15 protein-coding genes are annotated in these 19,006 nt (G+C 40.4%); 14 read left to right on the forward strand and 1 reads right to left on the reverse strand.

The annotated features are described in order from the left end of the window. Positions 1 to 58: 58 nt before the first annotated feature. On the reverse strand, positions 59 to 769 hold the full coding sequence (gene pepE, locus BCU84_RS17020; protein WP_102529270.1) for a dipeptidase PepE: 711 nt from the start codon (positions 767 to 769) through the stop codon (positions 59 to 61). Between the two features lie 393 nt (positions 770 to 1,162). On the opposite strand from pepE, the gene htpX reads away from it, so the two are divergent. From htpX to BCU84_RS17090, 14 genes are all read left to right on the forward strand, one after another. After that, complete coding sequence (gene htpX, locus BCU84_RS17025; RefSeq protein WP_102529271.1) at positions 1,163 to 2,026, forward strand: protease HtpX; 864 nt, start codon at positions 1,163 to 1,165, stop codon at positions 2,024 to 2,026. A 286-nt stretch (positions 2,027 to 2,312) separates the two neighbouring features. Beyond that, positions 2,313 to 2,648 (forward strand): cytochrome c3 family protein, encoded by a 336-nt coding sequence (locus BCU84_RS17030; RefSeq protein ID WP_102529272.1) that lies wholly within the window; start codon positions 2,313 to 2,315, stop codon positions 2,646 to 2,648. 387 nt (positions 2,649 to 3,035) lie between these two features. Further along, complete coding sequence (locus BCU84_RS17035; RefSeq protein ID WP_102529273.1) at positions 3,036 to 5,885, forward strand: nitrate reductase; 2,850 nt, start codon at positions 3,036 to 3,038, stop codon at positions 5,883 to 5,885. Continuing rightward, positions 5,885 to 6,775, forward strand: coding sequence for a uroporphyrinogen-III C-methyltransferase (cobA, locus tag BCU84_RS17040; protein WP_102529274.1), 891 nt, complete (start codon positions 5,885 to 5,887; stop codon positions 6,773 to 6,775). The genes BCU84_RS17035 and cobA overlap by 1 nt, the downstream gene beginning before the upstream one ends. After that, positions 6,768 to 7,958 carry a glycosyl transferase gene (locus tag BCU84_RS17045; protein ID WP_157936238.1) on the forward strand — a complete coding sequence of 397 codons (1,191 nt, stop codon included), beginning with the start codon at positions 6,768 to 6,770 and terminating at the stop codon, positions 7,956 to 7,958. The genes cobA and BCU84_RS17045 overlap by 8 nt, the downstream gene beginning before the upstream one ends. Before the next feature lie 59 nt (positions 7,959 to 8,017). Then, positions 8,018 to 8,647: an ANTAR domain-containing protein gene (locus BCU84_RS17050; protein ID WP_102529276.1), complete on the forward strand. Its 630-nt coding sequence runs from the start codon at positions 8,018 to 8,020 to the stop codon at positions 8,645 to 8,647. Between the two features lie 322 nt (positions 8,648 to 8,969). Next, positions 8,970 to 11,624, forward strand: coding sequence for a nitrite reductase large subunit NirB (gene nirB, locus BCU84_RS17055; RefSeq protein WP_102529277.1), 2,655 nt, complete (start codon positions 8,970 to 8,972; stop codon positions 11,622 to 11,624). Next, the gene (nirD, locus tag BCU84_RS17060; RefSeq protein ID WP_102529278.1) at positions 11,621 to 11,947 is read left to right on the forward strand and encodes a nitrite reductase small subunit NirD; all 327 of its coding nucleotides are present in this window, start codon (positions 11,621 to 11,623) and stop codon (positions 11,945 to 11,947) included. Before nirB ends, nirD begins: the two co-directional genes overlap by 4 nt. Before the next feature lie 11 nt (positions 11,948 to 11,958). After that, the gene (locus BCU84_RS17065; protein WP_102529279.1) at positions 11,959 to 13,425 is read left to right on the forward strand and encodes a NarK family nitrate/nitrite MFS transporter; all 1,467 of its coding nucleotides are present in this window, start codon (positions 11,959 to 11,961) and stop codon (positions 13,423 to 13,425) included. A gap of 115 nt (positions 13,426 to 13,540) precedes the next feature. Further along, entirely contained in the window at positions 13,541 to 15,397 is a 1,857-nt protein-coding gene (locus tag BCU84_RS17070) for a bifunctional protein-serine/threonine kinase/phosphatase (RefSeq protein ID WP_241906471.1), read from the forward strand. Positions 15,398 to 15,670: 273 nt separating this feature from the next. Beyond that, complete coding sequence (locus BCU84_RS17075) at positions 15,671 to 16,219, forward strand: hypothetical protein (RefSeq protein ID WP_102529280.1); 549 nt, start codon at positions 15,671 to 15,673, stop codon at positions 16,217 to 16,219. A 26-nt stretch (positions 16,220 to 16,245) separates the two neighbouring features. After that, positions 16,246 to 17,562: a hypothetical protein gene (locus BCU84_RS17080; RefSeq protein ID WP_102529281.1), complete on the forward strand. Its 1,317-nt coding sequence runs from the start codon at positions 16,246 to 16,248 to the stop codon at positions 17,560 to 17,562. Positions 17,563 to 17,785: 223 nt separating this feature from the next. Continuing rightward, complete coding sequence (locus tag BCU84_RS17085; protein WP_102529282.1) at positions 17,786 to 18,418, forward strand: LuxR C-terminal-related transcriptional regulator; 633 nt, start codon at positions 17,786 to 17,788, stop codon at positions 18,416 to 18,418. After that, positions 18,415 to 19,005, forward strand: coding sequence for a curli production assembly/transport protein CsgE (locus BCU84_RS17090; protein ID WP_241906472.1), 591 nt, complete (start codon positions 18,415 to 18,417; stop codon positions 19,003 to 19,005). The genes BCU84_RS17085 and BCU84_RS17090 overlap by 4 nt, the downstream gene beginning before the upstream one ends. Position 19,006: the final 1 nt, after the last annotated feature.

Below are 19,006 nucleotides of genomic sequence, written 5' to 3' on the forward strand. Positions count from 1 at the left end.
TAGATTAGGCTTTTTGAATCAAATGCTTGTTATTGTTTTATTCCAATTCTTGTTAATGTTAATCAAGGTAACTGCTCAAATCACTACCAACAGGAATAACGACTTCTTGTTGTTTGCCGTGAAATAAGTATGCCTCTTTATCACCCACAAGCGTTAAGGTATCACCACGGCGCCAAAGGGCTGTGCCTTCCTGAATGCCAATCACTGGGGTAATCGGGTCAACCAGAGTGAACTCGAGTAAACGCTGTGCGCGCGTTTCACCATTATGACCAGGGGCTTGGTAATTAGTGTAATGAGGGTTTAATTGGAACGGCAATAACTTAAGCCCAGTAAAAGATGCTGGTTCAACAATCGGCATATCATTAGTAGTGCGAATACTTAAGCCGGTAATGTTAGATCCTGCGCTCCAACCAATATAAGGTTTACCATTTGAGACTTGCTCATTGATTAAATGGATAAGGTCGTAGCGGTATAGCTCGTTTAATAATTGGAAAGTATTACCACCACCAACTAAAATACCATCAGCATCATTTATGGCTTGCTTAGGATCGCTGTATTGATGAATGCTGCTCACATTAATATTAAGTGGAGCTAAGCCTTCTGTGACCATACTAAGGTATTGATCGTAATTAACACTCACGCCAGCATAGGGAATAAAGACCCATTTTTTAGCATGAGTTGTCAAAGGTTTGATGTACTCAATAGCATGGGCTAAATAATCGGTATTGCCTTCACGAGAACTGCTTAACATCAATGCATTCATAGCCATGTAAAAATCCTTAACTGGTTAATTATTAACTTTTTATTCTTGTATATATCGATATTAACAAAGATTAATCGCTTTCCATAACTTAACTAATGACTTAGGTGTAAATTTTAAGATTAGATTAATGCTAGCTACCTAGACTCTGCGGCAAACAAGCGACACATTCAGGTTAGGTAAGGTTTGCTGTGATATTTTTCTATATCGTCGTTAATTAATTTTCAATTTTTAACTTCCTGCCCTTGAAAAACGATTTTTAGGACATATTATGTCATTAAGTGTTCATCAATTGTTTGAATAAGAAATTCGAAAGAGTGTAAACAGTACCGCGATTAACGCGAACTGATTGGTTCAAGCTATTTAAGTGTAAAGTGGCATTTGTGCCAGATAGGAGTTGTAATGTTACGTATTATGTTATTGATTGGAACTAACTTAGCAATCTTGCTAGTGGCTTCAATTGTTATGTCTCTACTTGGTGTCAGTACTTCAAGTATGAGCGGTTTATTAATTTTTGCTGCGATGTTCGGTTTTGGCGGCGCATTCATCAGTTTAGCTATTTCAAAATGGATGGCTAAAAAGACCATGGGTTGTGAAGTCATTACTTCGCCACGTGATAACACTGAGCGCTGGTTGGTTGAGACTGTTGCTCGTCAAGCAGAGCAAGCTGGCATCAAAATGCCTGAAGTGGCGATTTACCAGTCACAGGAAATGAATGCTTTTGCTACTGGCCCGAGTAAAGACAATGCATTAGTCGCGGTAAGTTCAGGCTTACTTTACGGTATGTCTCAAGATGAGATCGAAGGTGTACTTGCTCATGAAGTTAGCCACGTAGCTAACGGTGACATGGTGACACTGACGCTAATTCAAGGTGTTGTGAACACGTTTGTTATTTTTGCTGCCCGTGTGGTTGCTGGCATTGTGAATAATGTTGTTGCTAATAACAGTGAAGATGGTGAAGGCCTAGGCATGTTTGCTTATATGGCCGTTGTATTCGTCATGGACATGTTATTTGGTATTTTAGCATCAATGATCGTGGCTTACTTCTCACGTATTCGTGAATTTAAGGCAGATGAAGGCGCTGCAAAACTAGCTGGTAAGCATAAAATGATTGCTGCATTAGAGCGTTTAAAAACAGGCCCAGAAGCAGGCGCTATGCCAGCACAAATGTCAGCCTTAGGTATTAATGGTAAACGTTCAATGGCTGAGTTCCTAATGAGCCATCCGCCATTAGATAAGCGTATTAGCGCGCTTAAAAACAGTTAATATCTTAATATATCTAAAAAAAGGAGCCTGAAGGCTCCTTTTTTATTGCTTTCAATTTGCGCTTGAACGAGTAGAATAATGACCACTTTAATCTTGCGGATACATAAAGTAACGCATATTAAAGGGTTGAGCTGGTTGTTAGGTTTAAGTGGTTGCGCTTGCTGTTGCTAAATCAACCAGTGTTAGCTAAGTTTATAATGAGCAAATAAATGTCGTGCTGATAACCGATATCGAAAAAGTGACTTGATGATTACTTTCTCGATTATCACAAATGGAGGGTACTATAGTGAGCAATAAAATTCTTGTCGCATTGTTTGCAGCAGCTCTTGCTGTATTAACATTGTCATCGAATGCTTTTGCTGCTGATGAAAATCTAGCAGATTTCCACGCCGAAATGGGTGGATGTGAAAGCTGTCATGCTGACGGCGAACCATCAGCTGATGGTGAGTATGAGTTTGAACAATGCCAAAGCTGTCACGGAACACTTGCTGAAATGGATGATAATCACGCACCACATGATGGAATGTTAATGTGTGCCGATTGTCACGCACCTCATGACATGAATGTTGGTGATGTGCCAACATGTGACAGTTGTCATGATGATGGACGTTCTGCTCAGTAAATGAGATGAATCGACTGCTATTTTACATCGGAAACACATATTGCTTATATAAGAGCGCTTGTACAGAACGATGCGAGATAGTGTAAAAAACGCCACAGATGTTGGCGTTTTTTTATGCCTATTAATCTTAAGCTGGTTATTGTGATGAGGTTTTTTGCTCTAGATATGACTAATGCTATGAATTTAACTACCCCTAAAGAGGTATTTAAATTCATTTGTTTTCAATAGCTTGCGCAGGTTTGGTGCAAAATAATGCACTTGAGTTGCACACTTCTCGGTACTTCCTAGATTTCCTTTTGTTAAACCACTGTTAAATCATAACCTTAGTAATTGGCACAACTTTTGCGATGTTATTGACATAAAATTTTGTCAGTAAAGGGAAGTTGCATGTCTAATATCCAATCGAGTTGTGCTTATTGTGGAGTAGGCTGTGGCGTTACTGTTTCTTTAAATTCAGGCTCGTATAAAACGGGTTTACCTGCTGCTGAGGCGCAAAAATCTGTTGATGAACTATTTGGCGATCAAGCTCACCCTGCCAATAAAGGTCAGCTTTGTGCTAAAGGCGAACGCCTTCTTGAAAGCTTGGTTCAACCTAATACCTTACGTTACCCAAAACTTAAATCGGGTAAACCGACTTCCTGGGATTCAGCGTTAAGCACAATTGCTGAAACATTTACGCAAACCATTGCTGAGCATGGACCTGATTCGGTTGCATTTTATCTGTCAGGACAACTACTCACTGAAGATTATTATGTTGCCAATAAACTCGCTAAAGGATTTATTGGAACTGCAAACGTGGATACTAATTCCCGTTTATGTATGTCTTCTGCAGTGAGTGGCCACATGCGTGCATTTGGCGAAGATGTTGTGCCAGGGTGTTATGAAGATTTTGAGTTAGCCGATGTGATTGTGTTAGTTGGCGCTAATAGTGCGTGGACTCATCCTGTATTATTTCAACGCATGATAAAAGCCCGCGAACAACGGGGCACTAAAATTGTGGTTATCGATCCCGCGAAAACAGCCACCTCTAGCCAAGCTGATTTACATCTCCAAATTACGCCAGGTGTAGACTACAAATTGTTCAATGGTTTATTGCAATTTATCGTGGATAACGATGCGACAGATTCAAATTATGTCGAAGCCCACACACAAGGGTTTGATGAGCTTCTTGCGCACTTGTCAAAAGACAAACTCAGTTATGACATTGACAGCCTTGCTACAGAGTTAGGCCTTACAAGTAGTGAGCTTATTTATTTTTACCAACTCTTTATTGGCAACGATAAAGTGATGACAGCGAGCTGTCAGGGAGTTAACCAAACACTTTCAGGAACAGATACCACCAATGCGATGATTAACTGTCATTTGGCATTGGGTCATATTGGCCAGCCCGGCAGTGGTTTCTTTTCGCTCACAGGTCAACCTAATGCAATGGGCGGACGTGAGGTTGGCGGGTTAGCCACACAACTTGCTTGTCATATGGGCTTTTCAGATCCAGAACGTGAATTACTCGCAGACTTTTGGCAGGTAAATAATACCAAAAGTGTGATTGCAACAGAAAAGGGCTTAACCGCGGTTGAGCTTTTTGATGCGATGGCAGAGGGTAAAATTAAAGCGGTATGGGTTATGGGAACAAACCCATTAGTATCTTTACCTAATACTGCAAAAATCAAACAAGCTTTTGATACTTGTCCTTTTGTGGTGGTGTCTGACATTACGCAAGATGCAGCGACGGCTAAGGAAGCTGATATTTTACTTCCTGCGTTAGGTTGGTCAGAAAAATGTGGCACAGTCACCAATAGTGAACGAACGATTACTCGTCAGCGCGGCTTTATTCCAGCTAAAGGAGAAGCCAAAGCAGATTGGTGGGCATTGGCTGAAGTCGGTAAATTAATGGGTTTTGAAAGCGCATTTGAATTTAGCAATAGTGCTGCTGTATTTAAAGAATTTGCGCAATTATCAAAAACAGTCAAAGCTCGCTTTCCTGAAAAACAATTTGATTTAACAGGCATGAGCGAATTAACCGATGCACAGTATGATGCATTATTGCCAACCCAATGGCCTATATCAACGCCATCACAGCTTGGGCAATCCAATCAAAGGGTCTTTCAAACTGGGACATTTTCAACCGCCAGCAATAAAGCACAATTTATCGCTACCAATGACAATCAATCTACAGAAATAGTCAGTAAACATCAGGTTAAGCTGAATAGTGGTCGTAGCCGTGACCAATGGCATACCATGACTCGTACGGGGCATATAGCCAGTTTACGCGCCAGCATTCCTGAGCCGTTTATTGCAATACATCCAGTTAAACTTCAAGAGCTTAACTTATCTGAAGGTGACTTAATCAGTTTTAATGACAGCAATAAACATGCTTCAGCAAGGGTAGTAGCTGATGATAACCAAGCACCTGAAATCGCCTTTATGCCAATGCATTGGTCTTCACAGTTTTCAATTGGCCTAGGCGTGAATCAAGCATTATCCAGTGCTTACGATCCTGTTTCAAAGCAACCCGCATTTAAATGTCAAACCGTCTCCATATCAAAAGTTGAAACAGCTTTACAGGGGGTTATTTTTGGTGAGCATGACCCAGCGTTTAAAGGTGCATGTTGGAATGTTCAGCATACCCTTTCAACTGGGGAGTGTTACCACATTGCGTTTGCTGATGCAGAACAAGGTTTTGCATTCCAATCAACTGCGTATTCACTAAAGTGGACGGTTAGCTTAATTAGCCAGCAACTTATTCATGTTCAATGCAATATCAATAAAGGCCTGCTGGTATCGCTTAAATTATTAAGTGAAACCCAAGTTGAGGTGGCATTAGAACCCATGCATTTGTTAATTGGCAAAGAAGTCGATACAGGATTAATGCAGCAGTTACATCAGTTAATTAAAGCAGGTAACAGCCCATTAATTTGCGCTTGTACAGGTGTAACTGAAGCAAAGATTCAAGATGCAATGCTGCAAAAGCTCGACAATATGGTGTTCAGTAAACGCAGCTCAGAAGCTAATGCAACGATTAACCAAGATGATTTTGATACGGTGCTTAACGAGACCCAATCTGCACTTGGCTGCGGTAAGCAGTGCGGAAGTTGCCACAGTGAAGTTGTGCAATGTGCTAGTGATATTTGGTTGATTGGCCTTGAAGATATGGGTTTAGAAACTGCAGCGCTGAGCAATCAAGATACTGACGGCAAACAAAAGCAACGTAAATCAACACAAGAGGAGGTGGCGTGATGAGCCATTCATTTAATCAGTTAGTGAACTTTAACCAGGCTATCACTTCTGTTAACGAATCGAGTGCTAACACCTTAGACGCTGGCGAAGTCGAAATTGTAGGCGCAGGCTGTGGTCAGTTAGATCTCATGACCATTAAAGCCGCGCGTATTGTATCGCAAGCTGAAGCTTTGGTTTATGACAGCTTAGTCAGTAGCGATATCCTTTCTTTAGTGTCACCAGATTGTCAACGTCACTTTGTTGGAAAGCGTTGTGGTCAACCTAGCTACAAGCAGGATGATATTAATGCCTTACTTGCAAAACTTGCGTTGCAAGGATTAAAAGTTGTGCGTTTAAAAGGTGGCGACCCACACATTTTTGGCCGCGGCGCTGAAGAGTCGTTATATCTTGCTAAAAAAAGCATTGTCAGTCGATTCACTCCAGGGGTGACAGCGGCTTTAGGTTGCGCATCAACAACTGGCATACCATTAACCTATCGAGGTACTGCACGCTCGGTTACTTTGGTGACAGGAACTCGCTTTATCAGTGAAGGCAATCATCAAGCCCCCACACAATGGAAAGCATTACTTGCTGCGGAATCGACCCTCGTATTTTATATGGGAAAAGAGCAAGCTACTGCAATTTCGCAAGGCTTAATGGCCGTCGATGCACCAGCTGAATTACCCGTTGCATTTGTTACCAATGGTGGCAGACCTAATCAGTTAGTCACGTTTGCAACCGTTAGCAATATGGCTGACAAAGCCAGTTTAATTAAAGACAGTGGCCCGACGTTAATTATTATTGGTGAAGTGGTTGCAGTAGGGCAAGAGCTGACTGAATTACTTAATAATATTGATCGCAGTGCAGATGCATTTGGCCGATATGACATGGCAGAGGTTGTTAATGGTTGAACAACACACACAGGCAATGCTCGAATCTGAAGATTTTGACCATCGTAAATTAGTTAAAACATTGGGTAAAGGCATCAAAGGTAGTCGCAGCTTAAATTTTGCTGAAGCTTCTCATCTGATAACCGCATTTGCAAAAGGCGATGTTTCAAGCAGTCAAATGGCTGCAGCGATGATGTTAATGCGGGTTCGTGGTGAATCAATCGAAGAATTAGCGGGTGTCACTTGCGGACTTAAAAAGTTAGTTCCCGCAGAATGGCAATCGATTAAGGCCGATATTGACTGGCCCGTTTATGCAGGTAAGAGAGAGCAATTACCTTGGTTATTGTTAGCGGCTAAAACCTTAGCCAAAAATGGTCAAACCATTATTTTACACGGTGATAGTCAATCATTGCCTCACCGACGACATGTTGAAGGGTTTATTTCTGCATTAGATATCCCGCGTTGTTTTACCGCCGAACAAGCGAAAGTCAATCTTGCTAGTTCAGGGATCATATACGTTAACTCCGCAGATATTGTTCCGGTATTAAATGATTGTCGCCGTTTGCATCAAGAATTAGGTTTACGCAGCTTGATCCAGATGTCAGTGCGCTGCATCAACCCAACCAATTCGCCGTTCAGTTTACGCAGTTATTTTCATCCAGGTTTAGATAAACAGCACCAACAAGTAGCATCATTATTGGCTGAAAATCACTTGCCTAGCGCAGTAGGTAAACCACCGAACATTGCTATTTTTAAAGGCTTGCAGGGTGAAACCGAAATAAATCCTCGAGTAGCGACTCAAGTGAGCATGCTTCGTTTTAGTGCTAAAGGTTCAACATTTTTACCTCAAAGCACTCAGTTTGAATTACCCACTCAACTCGAAGCTTTTGTTGGTGCAAAAGTCGGTCAGTCTGATTTACCTGCTTACTTACTTGCACAACTATGGCGCGGTTCTGACATTGAAGAAACTGATTTGACTGACTTACAGTTACAGCAAGCAATCAGCAGTATAACTGCAACTATGGCATTGGTTTATGTCTTATTGTCGCCTTCATTAACTATTGATAAATCGATAAAAAGAGCGAACAAAGATTGGCTGCTTCGTAACAATAGTAACTCTTTGAAAAATACATTCAGTCAGCCTGATGAAATGTTTATGTTCTCGTTCAATGCTAATGCAAATTTTTGTGAACAAAGAACATGAAGCAACTGAACTTAACGTTATCAAATTTGTTGTTTAACCAGAAAGTTAGGAGCTAGCCCATGGTTAATTTAGTTTATCGTGATCCTTCGTTTAAAAATGAAGATTTGTTTTTTGATTGCATGTCTGAACTGAGCAGTGAAGAGCCTTGTATCGAGATGACATCATTGAGTCAATTAGAGCGCCAAGCCTTGAAAGGTAATGGTTTATGTTTGGTTTTTTTCACTGAGGCATTACAACCATTACAGCAAGTATTTATTGAACGATTACTGGCAAGTACTGCGTTGCCGATCATTGTCAATGCATACTCTTGGGATGAAACGCATCTAGAGAATTTACTGAAATGTGGTCGAGTCACTTTTGTGCCAGAAAAAATGACCCCAAAGCGATTAAACTCTTTAGTTGGCCTCGCTAAAATTCGTTTTAACAGTGCCTCTAATATGCTGGAGAAAGTCAAACTGCTTGACGCGCAATGCACTGGATTAAAGCAATTATCTAAAGCAAAGTCACTTTTACAAACACAAGGACTTTCTGAGTCTCAAGCACATGAATTAATTCAGCAACAGGCAATGAGTAAAAGCATCAGTTTGGCTGACATGGCACAACAAGTCATTATTGCAGCGCAACAACTTGAGGCAAAGAAAATGCATCAATTTGGTGCAAATGCTCCTGCGGTGAACAAAGAAGCGTAAAGTTGTTAACAGGAAGCTTTAATATTTCACATAAAATCAGAAGCTTAAGTTAATTTATTGATTGGCATAGTCAATGCAATAGTCAATGCATTAGTTAGGTAAAGCATAAAGTGTTAAGCGTAATCATTAATTTAATCATGATGAGTGTTACCGCAGGCAATGGCGTCTGAATAACTCGAACTTGAATTCGTTATCATCATGCATGTTATTTAGTTTATATTTTTAAAATTTAAAATTTGAATCTTAGGCAAAGGCGCCATCTCTGTTTATTCAGAGAGTGGCGCCTTTTTGTTTTCAATTCAAAATAAAAAAGGAGCCTACGATGGCTGATTCAACAGGAACGTCGAATTCAACGAAACTGACAAGTGTAAAACCAAAACTTGTTGTGATCGGAAATGGCATGGTCGGGCACCATTTTATTGAGCAGTTATGCACTCAAGGCTTACAAAATCAATTTGATATTGAAGTTTTTGGTGAAGAGCCACGTCCAGCATATGACCGTGTGCAGTTATCTAAGTATTTTGAAACCGGCAGCGCTGATGAGCTGATGTTGACAAGTGCGCAAGATTATCAAGATTGGGGCGTAAAATTACACCTCGAAACCCGTATTACAGCACTTGATACAGCAAATAAAACCCTTACTACTGAAGATGGCGTAACAAGCACTTATGACAGCTTAGTGTTGGCAACGGGTTCATATCCTTTTGTACCGCCGATTAACGGTAATGATCGTGAACGCTGTGTGGTTTATCGTACCATTGAAGATTTACAAGATATTGAAGCCGCAGCCAGCCAGTCTAAAGTGGGTGTGGTTGTAGGTGGTGGCTTATTAGGGTTAGAAGCCGCAAATGCCCTTATGGCATTGGGTGTGACCACTCATGTTGTTGAGTTTGCACCGCAATTAATGCCTGTACAGTTAAATGACAAAGCTGGCGATTTACTGAAAAGCAAAATTAATGAGCTGGGTGTTTCTGTTCATACTTCAAAAGCGACGACGGCGATTGTTGATGGCGAGTCAGCCATGCACCGTATGACATTTAATGATGACACTTTCCTTGAAACCGACATGATTGTGTTTTCAGCTGGTATTCGCCCCCAGGATGCATTAGCGCGTTCAAGTGGTTTAGCCATGGGCGAGCGCGGCGGTATTACCATTGATGATAACTGCTTAACTTCTGCACCAGACGTATACGCCATTGGCGAATGTGCATTATGGCAGAATCGAATTTTTGGCCTAGTTGCACCAGGTTATCAAATGGCGCGTGTTGCAGTGTCACATATCGCAGCCAGTGCTAATGAGGTAGATTCAACGACGACATTTACTGGCGCAGACATGAGCACCAAGCTTAAATTACTGGGTGTGGATGTTGCTGCAATTGGTGAAAGTCGCGGCTTTGAAAATGCGCAGTTTGTTGAGCTGTCAGATAACCAGTCTGGGATTTATAAAAAGCTGTGGCTAGACGAAACTGGCAAGTATTTAAAAGGTGCTGTGCTTGTTGGTGACAACAGCGATTATAACCGTCTATTAGATTGTTACCTTTCACAAGATGAAATTGAAGGTAATGCGGTTGAATTACTGATGACAGGTGATGAATCTGCGGTTGAATTAAAAGACACATCAATCATCTGTTCTTGTCATCAAGTGACTAAAGCTGACATTGTTAATTCAGTGAAAGAAGGCAATCACACCATTGCAGAAATTAAGTCTTGTACACGTGCAGCATCAGGTTGTGGTGGTTGTTCAGCGCTAGTAAAACAAGTGATGGATCAAGCATTGATTGCTGAAGGCGTGGAATGTAACACCGGTATTTGTGAACATTTTGAGCATGATAGACAGTCGCTTTATCATTTATGTCAGGTAGAGAAAATTACTGACTTTGACACCTTAATTACCAAGCACGGTAAAAAATCCCCAACAGGTCAGCGAACTACTTTTGGTTGCGACCTTTGTAAGCCTGCTGCCGCTTCAATCTTTGCTTCATTACAAAATAAATATGTATTAAACCAAGAAAGCAGTCATGTGCAGCTTCAAGACACTAATGATGCCTATTTAGGTAACTTACAAAAAGACGGTACTTACTCCGTTGTGCCACGTGTCGCGGGCGGTGAAATCACGCCAGATGGCTTAATTGCTATTGGCGCTGTTGCAAAAGAATTTGACTTATATACTAAGATTACTGGCGGTCAACGTATTGATATGTTTGGCGCAAAATTGTCAGACTTGCCGATTATTTGGCATAAACTCATTGATGCAGGATTTGAGACAGGTCATGCCTACGGTAAATCACTGCGAACGGTTAAATCTTGTGTGGGAAGCACATGGTGTCGCTATGGTGTTCAAGATTCAGTTGGTACTGCGATTGATTTAGAGAATCGTTATAAAGGCCTGCGTAGTCCTCATAAGATTAAGTTTGCTGTTTCGGGTTGTACTCGTGAATGTGCCGAAGCGCAGAGTAAAGATATCGGTGTGATTGCAACAGACAAAGGCTGGAACTTGTATGTAGCGGGTAACGGCGGAATGCGCCCACGCCATGGTGATTTATTTGCTACAGATTTAGATACCGAAACCTTAGTTAAATACATTGATCGCGTTTTAATGTTCTATATTAAAACGGCAGACAAGCTTCAACGTACGTCTGTTTGGATGGAGTCGTTAGAAGGTGGTCTTGAATACCTGCAGTCAGTCGTAATTGAAGATAGCCTAGGCATTGCTGCAGAACTTGATGCACAAATGAATAATGTTGCTGATACCTACCAGTGTGAATGGAAGACCAGTCTTGAAAAACCAGAGTTTTTATCTCGCTTTAATGAGTTCGTAAACCCTGATGCTAAACCTGATGGTGAAACACACTTATATGAACGAGTTCGTGATCAACGTTTCCCGTTAAGCCCTGAATCTTCAGGTGCCGGAAATATTGCGATTAAAGACATCACCACTGAACAAAACAAGCAAGCGGTAGCGGAGGAATTAGTATGAGTTGGGTAAACGTGTGTAATGAGTCTACTTTGCCTCAAGGAACCGGTGTTGCAGCTTGGGTTGCAGGAAAAGCCGTCGCAATATTTGATTTAGGTCAACATGGTTTATATGCCATTGATAATGTTGACCCTGCTACTGGCGTGAGCTTATTAGCGAGAGGATTAATTTGTGATATGGAAGGGGTGTTATGTGTCGCATCACCGCTTTATAAACAACATTACAGCCTTGAAACGGGTATTTGTATCGAAGATGAAGCGTTAGTGGCTTCTCCCTATGAAATTAAAAAAGAAGCTGGCCAAGTTCTGATCTTGGCTAAGTCATAAGGGGCCTTTATATGAGTGCTGAAAAATTTAACTTATTTTCGTTTTCGGGCAAGATGAAAACGCTGCATTTAAGCTGGATGGCTTTTTTTATCACTTTTGTGGTTTGGTTTAATGCTGCACCTTTACTCAGTGTGATTGCAGATACCTTAGGTCTGACTACATCACAAATAAAGACCCTGCTCATTTTAAACGTGGCGTTAACGATTCCAGCTCGAATTATCATTGGTATGGTGACGGATAAATATGGCCCTAGGCTCACTTATTCAGTGTTAATGGGTGTGTGTTCGATACCGTGTTTTATGTTTGCTGTAGCAGATACCTTTGAGCAGTTAGCTTTAGCGCGTTTTTTAATTGGTTTTATTGGCGCGGGTTTTGTGATTGGGATCCGTATCGTTAGTGAATGGTTCCCAGCGAAAGAGCTTGGCACTGCTGAAGGAATTTACGGTGGTTGGGGTAATTTTGGTAGTGCAGCAGCGGCATTTACTTTACCTGCTATCGCCATATTTTTTGGTGGTGAAGATGGTTGGCGCTATGCCATTGGCCTAACAGGCTTGATGAGTTTAGTGTTTGCTTTTGTTTATTATTTTAATGTCACCGATACACCCAAAGGTTCGACTTATTTTAAGCCTAAAAAAGCGGGTGGCTTGGAAGTCACCAGTAAAGGTGATTTTGCTTTACTGATCTTCATGAAAATCCCTATGTATGCAACCCTTGCGTTACTTGCTTGGAAGCTTTCTCCTGCTGGCGTCAGTATGCTAGATGAGCAAACCACTAACATTATTTATGCTGCGTTGGTAGGAGTATTCTTTGTCGATTTGTATCAGACTTATCAGGTTAACAAGGATATTTTTGTTAAAGAAGTGCCTGAATTTGAGCGTTATCCATTTAAGCAAGTAGCGGTGTTAAATGTGTTGTACTTCACCACATTTGGCTCTGAATTGGCAGTGGTGTCTATGTTGCCGTTATTTTTTGCGGAAACATTTGGTTTGGGTATGGCACAAGCAGGTATGGTCGCTTCAAGCTATGCCTTTATGAACTTAATGTCTCGTCCTGGCGGTGGTTGGTTAAGTGATAAGTTTGGCCGAAAGAATACCTTATTAATTTTAACTGCGGGTTTAGCGGTGGGTTATTTTGCCGTCGGGCAAATTGATGGCACTTGGTCATTACCAGTTGCAATTGTGGTAGTTATGGCTTGTTCTTTCTTTGTACAAGGTGGCGAAGGTGCGGTATTTGCTGCAGTTCCTTTGATTAAGCGTCGTTTAACTGGCCAGATTGCGGGTATGACAGGCGCATATGGTAATGTCGGTGCAGTATTCTTTCTGACCGTTTATTCGATGGTGCCCACATCAACCTTTTTCTATGTGATTGCTGTGAGTGCCGTACTTGGGTTTATCACTTTATTCTTTATGGCAGAACCTAAAGGTCATATGACAGAAGTTAATGAAAAAGGTGAGGTGACATTAATCAGTGTTAACTAAAGCGCTAGGTTAATCATCATAAAGCATTGAACCGGCCCTAGTGTTTAAGCTTTTATATCAACAGCTAACACCGTATTGTATCCACTTTACGGTGTTAGACTTTTAAAGGATTGAGATGCAATTGAATCTTAAACAAAATGTAGAGTCTGAAACTGATGCTATGACAAAACATGAGACTAGCCGCTCTAAAATCACATCTAAGTCGATTCAATCTAGCCCAGAAAAACAAGAACAATTACCCATCTCTGGCGCATTAGCAGTGTTTGCTGGACAAGTGTCGAGCAAAGGCCGTAAACCAGAAAACGAAGATGCAATTGGGATTAAAATACCTACGGGATTGACCTTAACGACAAAAGGAATTGTGAGTGTCATCAGCGATGGAGTAAGTGCGGCTGAAGGTGGTGCTAAGGCATCCGCTATTAGTGTGTCTAACTTTATCGCTGATTACTATTCAACACCTGAGTCTTGGAGCGTATTGACTTCCAGCACCCGTGTTTTAACAGCATTAAATCGCTGGCTTTATGGGTTAGGTCAAGACTATCGTGATGCGCGTAAAGGTTACGTTTGTACCTTCAGCGCATTAGTATTTAAATCTTGCTCGGCGCACATGTTACATGCTGGTGATTCAAGAATTTATCGTTTTCGCCAAGGTCAACTTGTTAAACTTAGCCGTGATCATAGTACTTCTGTTAATGAATTTACCAGTTACTTAACCCGTGCGTTAGGGATGGATGTCAATTTAGAGGTGGATTACAAACAATTTAATATTGAACTTGATGACATATATTTGCTAACCACGGATGGAATTCATGATGTGGTGACCGATCATGAATTATTGAAAAGTTTAGTAAAATTTCAACAGAGAAGCCCTTTATTAACAGATGATGCCTGTGAAACCTTTTGTCAAAACCTAGTCGATAAAGCTTATGAGTTGGACAGTGGCGATAATTTAAGTGCACAACTTATCAGCATAAAACAATTGCCCACCCAAGCTATCGATGATGTATACCAAAAACTGTCTAGTCGTCCATTTCCGCCACCCATGGAGGTTGGCATGAAGCTCGATGATTATGAAGTCACTAAGGTGCTTCATCAAAGTCAGCGAAGCCAGGTGTATATTGTACAAAATAAGCTGGGCGAAGAACGCTGCATGAAAACCCCATCGGTTAATTATATTGATGATGCTGCTTATATTGAGCGTTTTATGCTTGAAAGTTGGATTGGTCACAGAATAAGTAGTCAGCATGTGGTGAAAGTCGTCGATCATCACCTGAATAAGTCAGCGTTATATTATCTTACTGAATATTTACAAGGGTTAAGCCTCGCCGATTGGATGGTGCAGCATCAACGTGGCCCAGTTGAAGATGTGCTGCAGTTATTAAAACAAATTGAAACTGGTATTCGTGCCTTTCACCGTAAAGAAACCCTTCATCAAGATTTGAAACCTGACAATATCTTTATCACTCGTGAAGGTGTGGTTAAAATTATTGATTTTGGCGCCTGCCATATAAAAGGTATAGCTGAAATTAATACACCACTTAAACGCGATCAAATTCTTGGCACCGCAGACTATACCTCGCCTGAAGTGATCTTAGGTTATCAATCAGATGGTAGGGCAGACTTATTTTCATTTGCAGTCATAGCTTATGAAATGCTGGCGGGTGAACCACCTTTTAAAGGTCAATTAGCCAAGTGTCATAGTCGAAATGATTTTGTTAAATTATGCTATGTGCCTGTGTATAAAACCAACCCTATGGTGCCAGAGTGGATGGATAAAGCATTAGAAAAGGCTTTATCAGTTGAGCCATCATTACGTTTTGTTGACACCAATGAGTTCATTCACGCCTTAACTACGCCCAGTCAAACCGACTCTAAAACCTTCATTCCTTTTATTCAAAGAAACCCAATTAAGTTCTGGCAAAGTACGTGCGCAACTCTGCTTATATGGGTTATGTACTTACTGCTAAGTTGACTTATTTGAATGCAATAGAGTTTGATGCTTCTTGCCGTCTATAGTTTCTTCCTCATTCTTTCGTAATATCCCCTTTAAGTAACTCAATAATTTTTTTGCCTTTAATAACAGTTTGTTATCTCTATTAGTGCTATTTGTCAGTCTAGTACTAAAGTGGGGGTTGAGAATTTTTTTAACCTATTGGTATAGCTCCCTTTAATACTCGGGGCGGATTTAAAAGTTCATATATCAAGTCATAATTGATATACATCGAAAAACAAGGAGGCAGGAAGCATGACCTTGAATAAGTGTTCAATCTGCAATGGATATAATGCGAATTTTCGTATGTTTCAAATGGCCGTATTAAGTGCTATTGGATTGTGCTTATCATTTCCGAGTTTTGCAGGTCAAGATATCAGTGAGATTGATGAATTGTCCCATGGGTTTAACGAGGCAACAATTACGCAGTTTGGTTGGTCTAATGACTTGATTGTAAGTCAGTCTGGGCAAGGTAATGTGGCAAACGTGAATCAATTTGGTCAAAGCAACTTTCTTAATGTACAGCAACAAGGGCAAGAAAATAGCGCAGAAGTAATACAAACTGGTGCTTATTTAGAATTACAAATAATGCAAATAGGGACAAATAATACAGCGTTTGTTGGGCAAGGTGGGGTTGGTTCTTCTATCGATTTATATCAAGAAGGAGATTACAACAATGCTGAAGTAACCCAAGCTGGTTTCTATAACAATATTGAGATCAACCAATTAGGCTCAAATCACGATATAACGTTTCATCAGGTGGGTGCTTTTAAGAATTACCAAGTAACCCAAGGAAATCTTTAATTTAATTCAGTAAAGGGAAAGACGACATGAAATATTCAAAATTAGCAATACTTGTTTCGGCAGCGGTTTTAGCATCTTCTGTTAATGCATCTAGCGATGATAATGAAGCATGGGTTGAGCAGATGGGGACGAACCAGTCTGCAACCGTAACGCAAGTCGTAAATAGCATGGATAATGATGCGACTATTATGCAGTACGGCTCTGACAGTGTTGCAAGTATTGAACAAGCTGATACCACTAATTCACATGCTTTTATTACCCAAGATGGTTCTGAAAATATGGGTAGTGTTTATCAGCATGACGCAACAGATTCTGCAACAGCGACAATTACGTCAGTTGGTGCTGGTAACTTAGCAACAGTTGAACAAAGATTTAATAACGGCCTTGATGCTGCAGCCACTGTTACTCAAATGGGTGATAATAACTGGGGTCGTATTATTCAAGATAGTGGTGATACAGCTAATTCAACAATTAATCAGTATGGTAATGATGATTATGCAGCTGCAGTAAATACTCAATCAGATAATGCTGTGGCAACGATTAACCAATATGGTGGCGGTTCTGGCTTTAATAGAGCTGCGATTGTTCAAGTTGTTTCTAATGCTGCTGTCGGTACTGTTAATCAAACTGGCTCAGGTAATGATGCATTAATAGGGCAACGAACTGACAACCATTTGTTAGGTGCAGGTAGTGATGATACTTCTGCAGTCATTACTCAAACAGGTAACGATAACATTGCAGCGACTGCTCAAGATTTCTCTATCTCAAATATGGCTACCGTTGTTCAGACTGGTAATGCGAACACCGCAGTTACTGCACAATTAGGTGATAATAATGAAGCTTCTGTAACTCAAAATGAAGATTCTAATGAGGCAGGGGTGGCACAATCAGGGACTGATAATACTGCTACCGTGGTACAAACTTCTACACCTAGCGGTTTAGGTAACATGGTTTCTTCGCAACAGTTTGGTGCTGGTGACCAAGCAACATTAACCCAAACTGGTGATTTAAATACCGCTGAAAACGAACAGTACGGTGCAGGCGATATGGTTAACGTTACTCAAGCTGGTAATGACAACTATTCATTCACTTTGACTGATGATTTAGGTTCTACAGTTGATTTAGTTCAGACTGGTGATTTAAATGAATCATATGCTGGTGCAATAATGGGTGACTCTAACACTGTTTCAGTTATTCAAACAGGTGAAGGCAACCTTTCATTCGCTGGTGGTTACATGAGTTCAGGTAGTACTGTATCGGTATCTCAAATAGGTAATGGTAACAGCTCATTTGCAGTAACCTCAGGTGCGGGTAACAACATTACGGTTAACCAAGGCATGTAATATCGTAATACTTTCGTCTATTGGAGTAAGTAAAAACACCCGTTAGGCTAATAGTTATTACATATCTACCTTGATAATATTTAACAAGAGCTAGTACGTTGTTAAGTGCTAGCTCTTTGCTTTACAAGTTAATGTTATCTGTACTTGGATTGTCAGATTACCTTGTAAATGATTTATCAATTCATGTTCAATTTAATCATCTAGTCACAATGGAGTGTAATTAATGTTTAAAGTTGTCAATTGGATGATAGTTTCTCGTTCTCAGTTATTAGTTGATTTATTAGACTGTCGTTGGCCGCAAGAGTTTCTTGTGAAGTTAGCTAAAGCCACCCCAGCAACAATGAGTTCGCAACTGTCATCTCATCAAAATTCTCTAGTCGTATTTGATTTAGCGACAATTGACTTACAGCAGGTCTATCAATTACAAAAATTGATAGAAAGGGAACATTATGCTGTAAAAACTGTTTTTTTAAACTTTCCTAAGCAAGTCGATGCAAAATTTCTAATTCATCCTGCTACAACTGCCGGTGTTTTTTACTGTGATGCAGAATTAAGTCAAGTTAGTAGTGGATTAAATGAAATATTGAAAGGAAGAAGTATTATTCCGAATGATTTACATAAATCATTATTGAGTGATATTGCTGATGATGAGAGTGAGCACTTGACGATTAGAGAAAGGGAAGTGCTACAAGCTTTACTATCAGGTAGCACAAACTTGGATATTGCTAACCAACTGTTTGTCAGTGAAAGTACCATTAAAACACATTTATATCGTGCTTTTAGAAAAATAGGTGTTTCAAGTCGAGGCCAGGCAATTGCTTGGGCACAAACTCATATGCATGAGGTTAGAGTATGAAAAACATCAATTTGATGTTTTTAACACTATTAATTTCAGGCAACGTATTTGCTGAAAACTCTTCTGTATCTCAATCTGTGGATACAGTAGAGACCATCAATAAAGCTCCAAATGAAGTGATTGATCAAACACAGGCTCAACGTCAAGAAGATGCTAAAGAGCCTGTAACCTCTGCTACAGATAAAAATATACAAAAAGAAATTAAAGTAAAACCTCAAGATACGAGTGATTCTATTCCTAAAGATGAAACTGACTTAATCGATGGACTCATTCTAAATCGTGCAATGACACGTCTTGGGCATCGTTTTTATCGTCAGTTTGTCGGGGCTTATAGAGATATTGGCGGAATAACGAAACATTCAGGCATTACTATTATCGAACAAGCTACTGCCAGAAGCGGTAGTAAAATGTTGATTCAACAGAATCGAAAAACTATTTTCGTCACCTTTGTTTCCCCAATCAGTAGAAACTTGGATGATCAAGCAAATTATGCTGCGAAAAGAGTTAACACACTGATTAAACAGGAAAATGAACGGGCGCTTTTGGGAGCTTTTTTAGACCCAGACTTAGCTCCCGATGAAATATAGG

Origin of the sequence: Shewanella sp. 10N.286.51.B7 (assembly GCF_002873615.1) — a bacterium.
GTDB classification, from domain to species: Bacteria; Pseudomonadota; Gammaproteobacteria; order Enterobacterales; family Shewanellaceae; genus Shewanella; species Shewanella electrodiphila.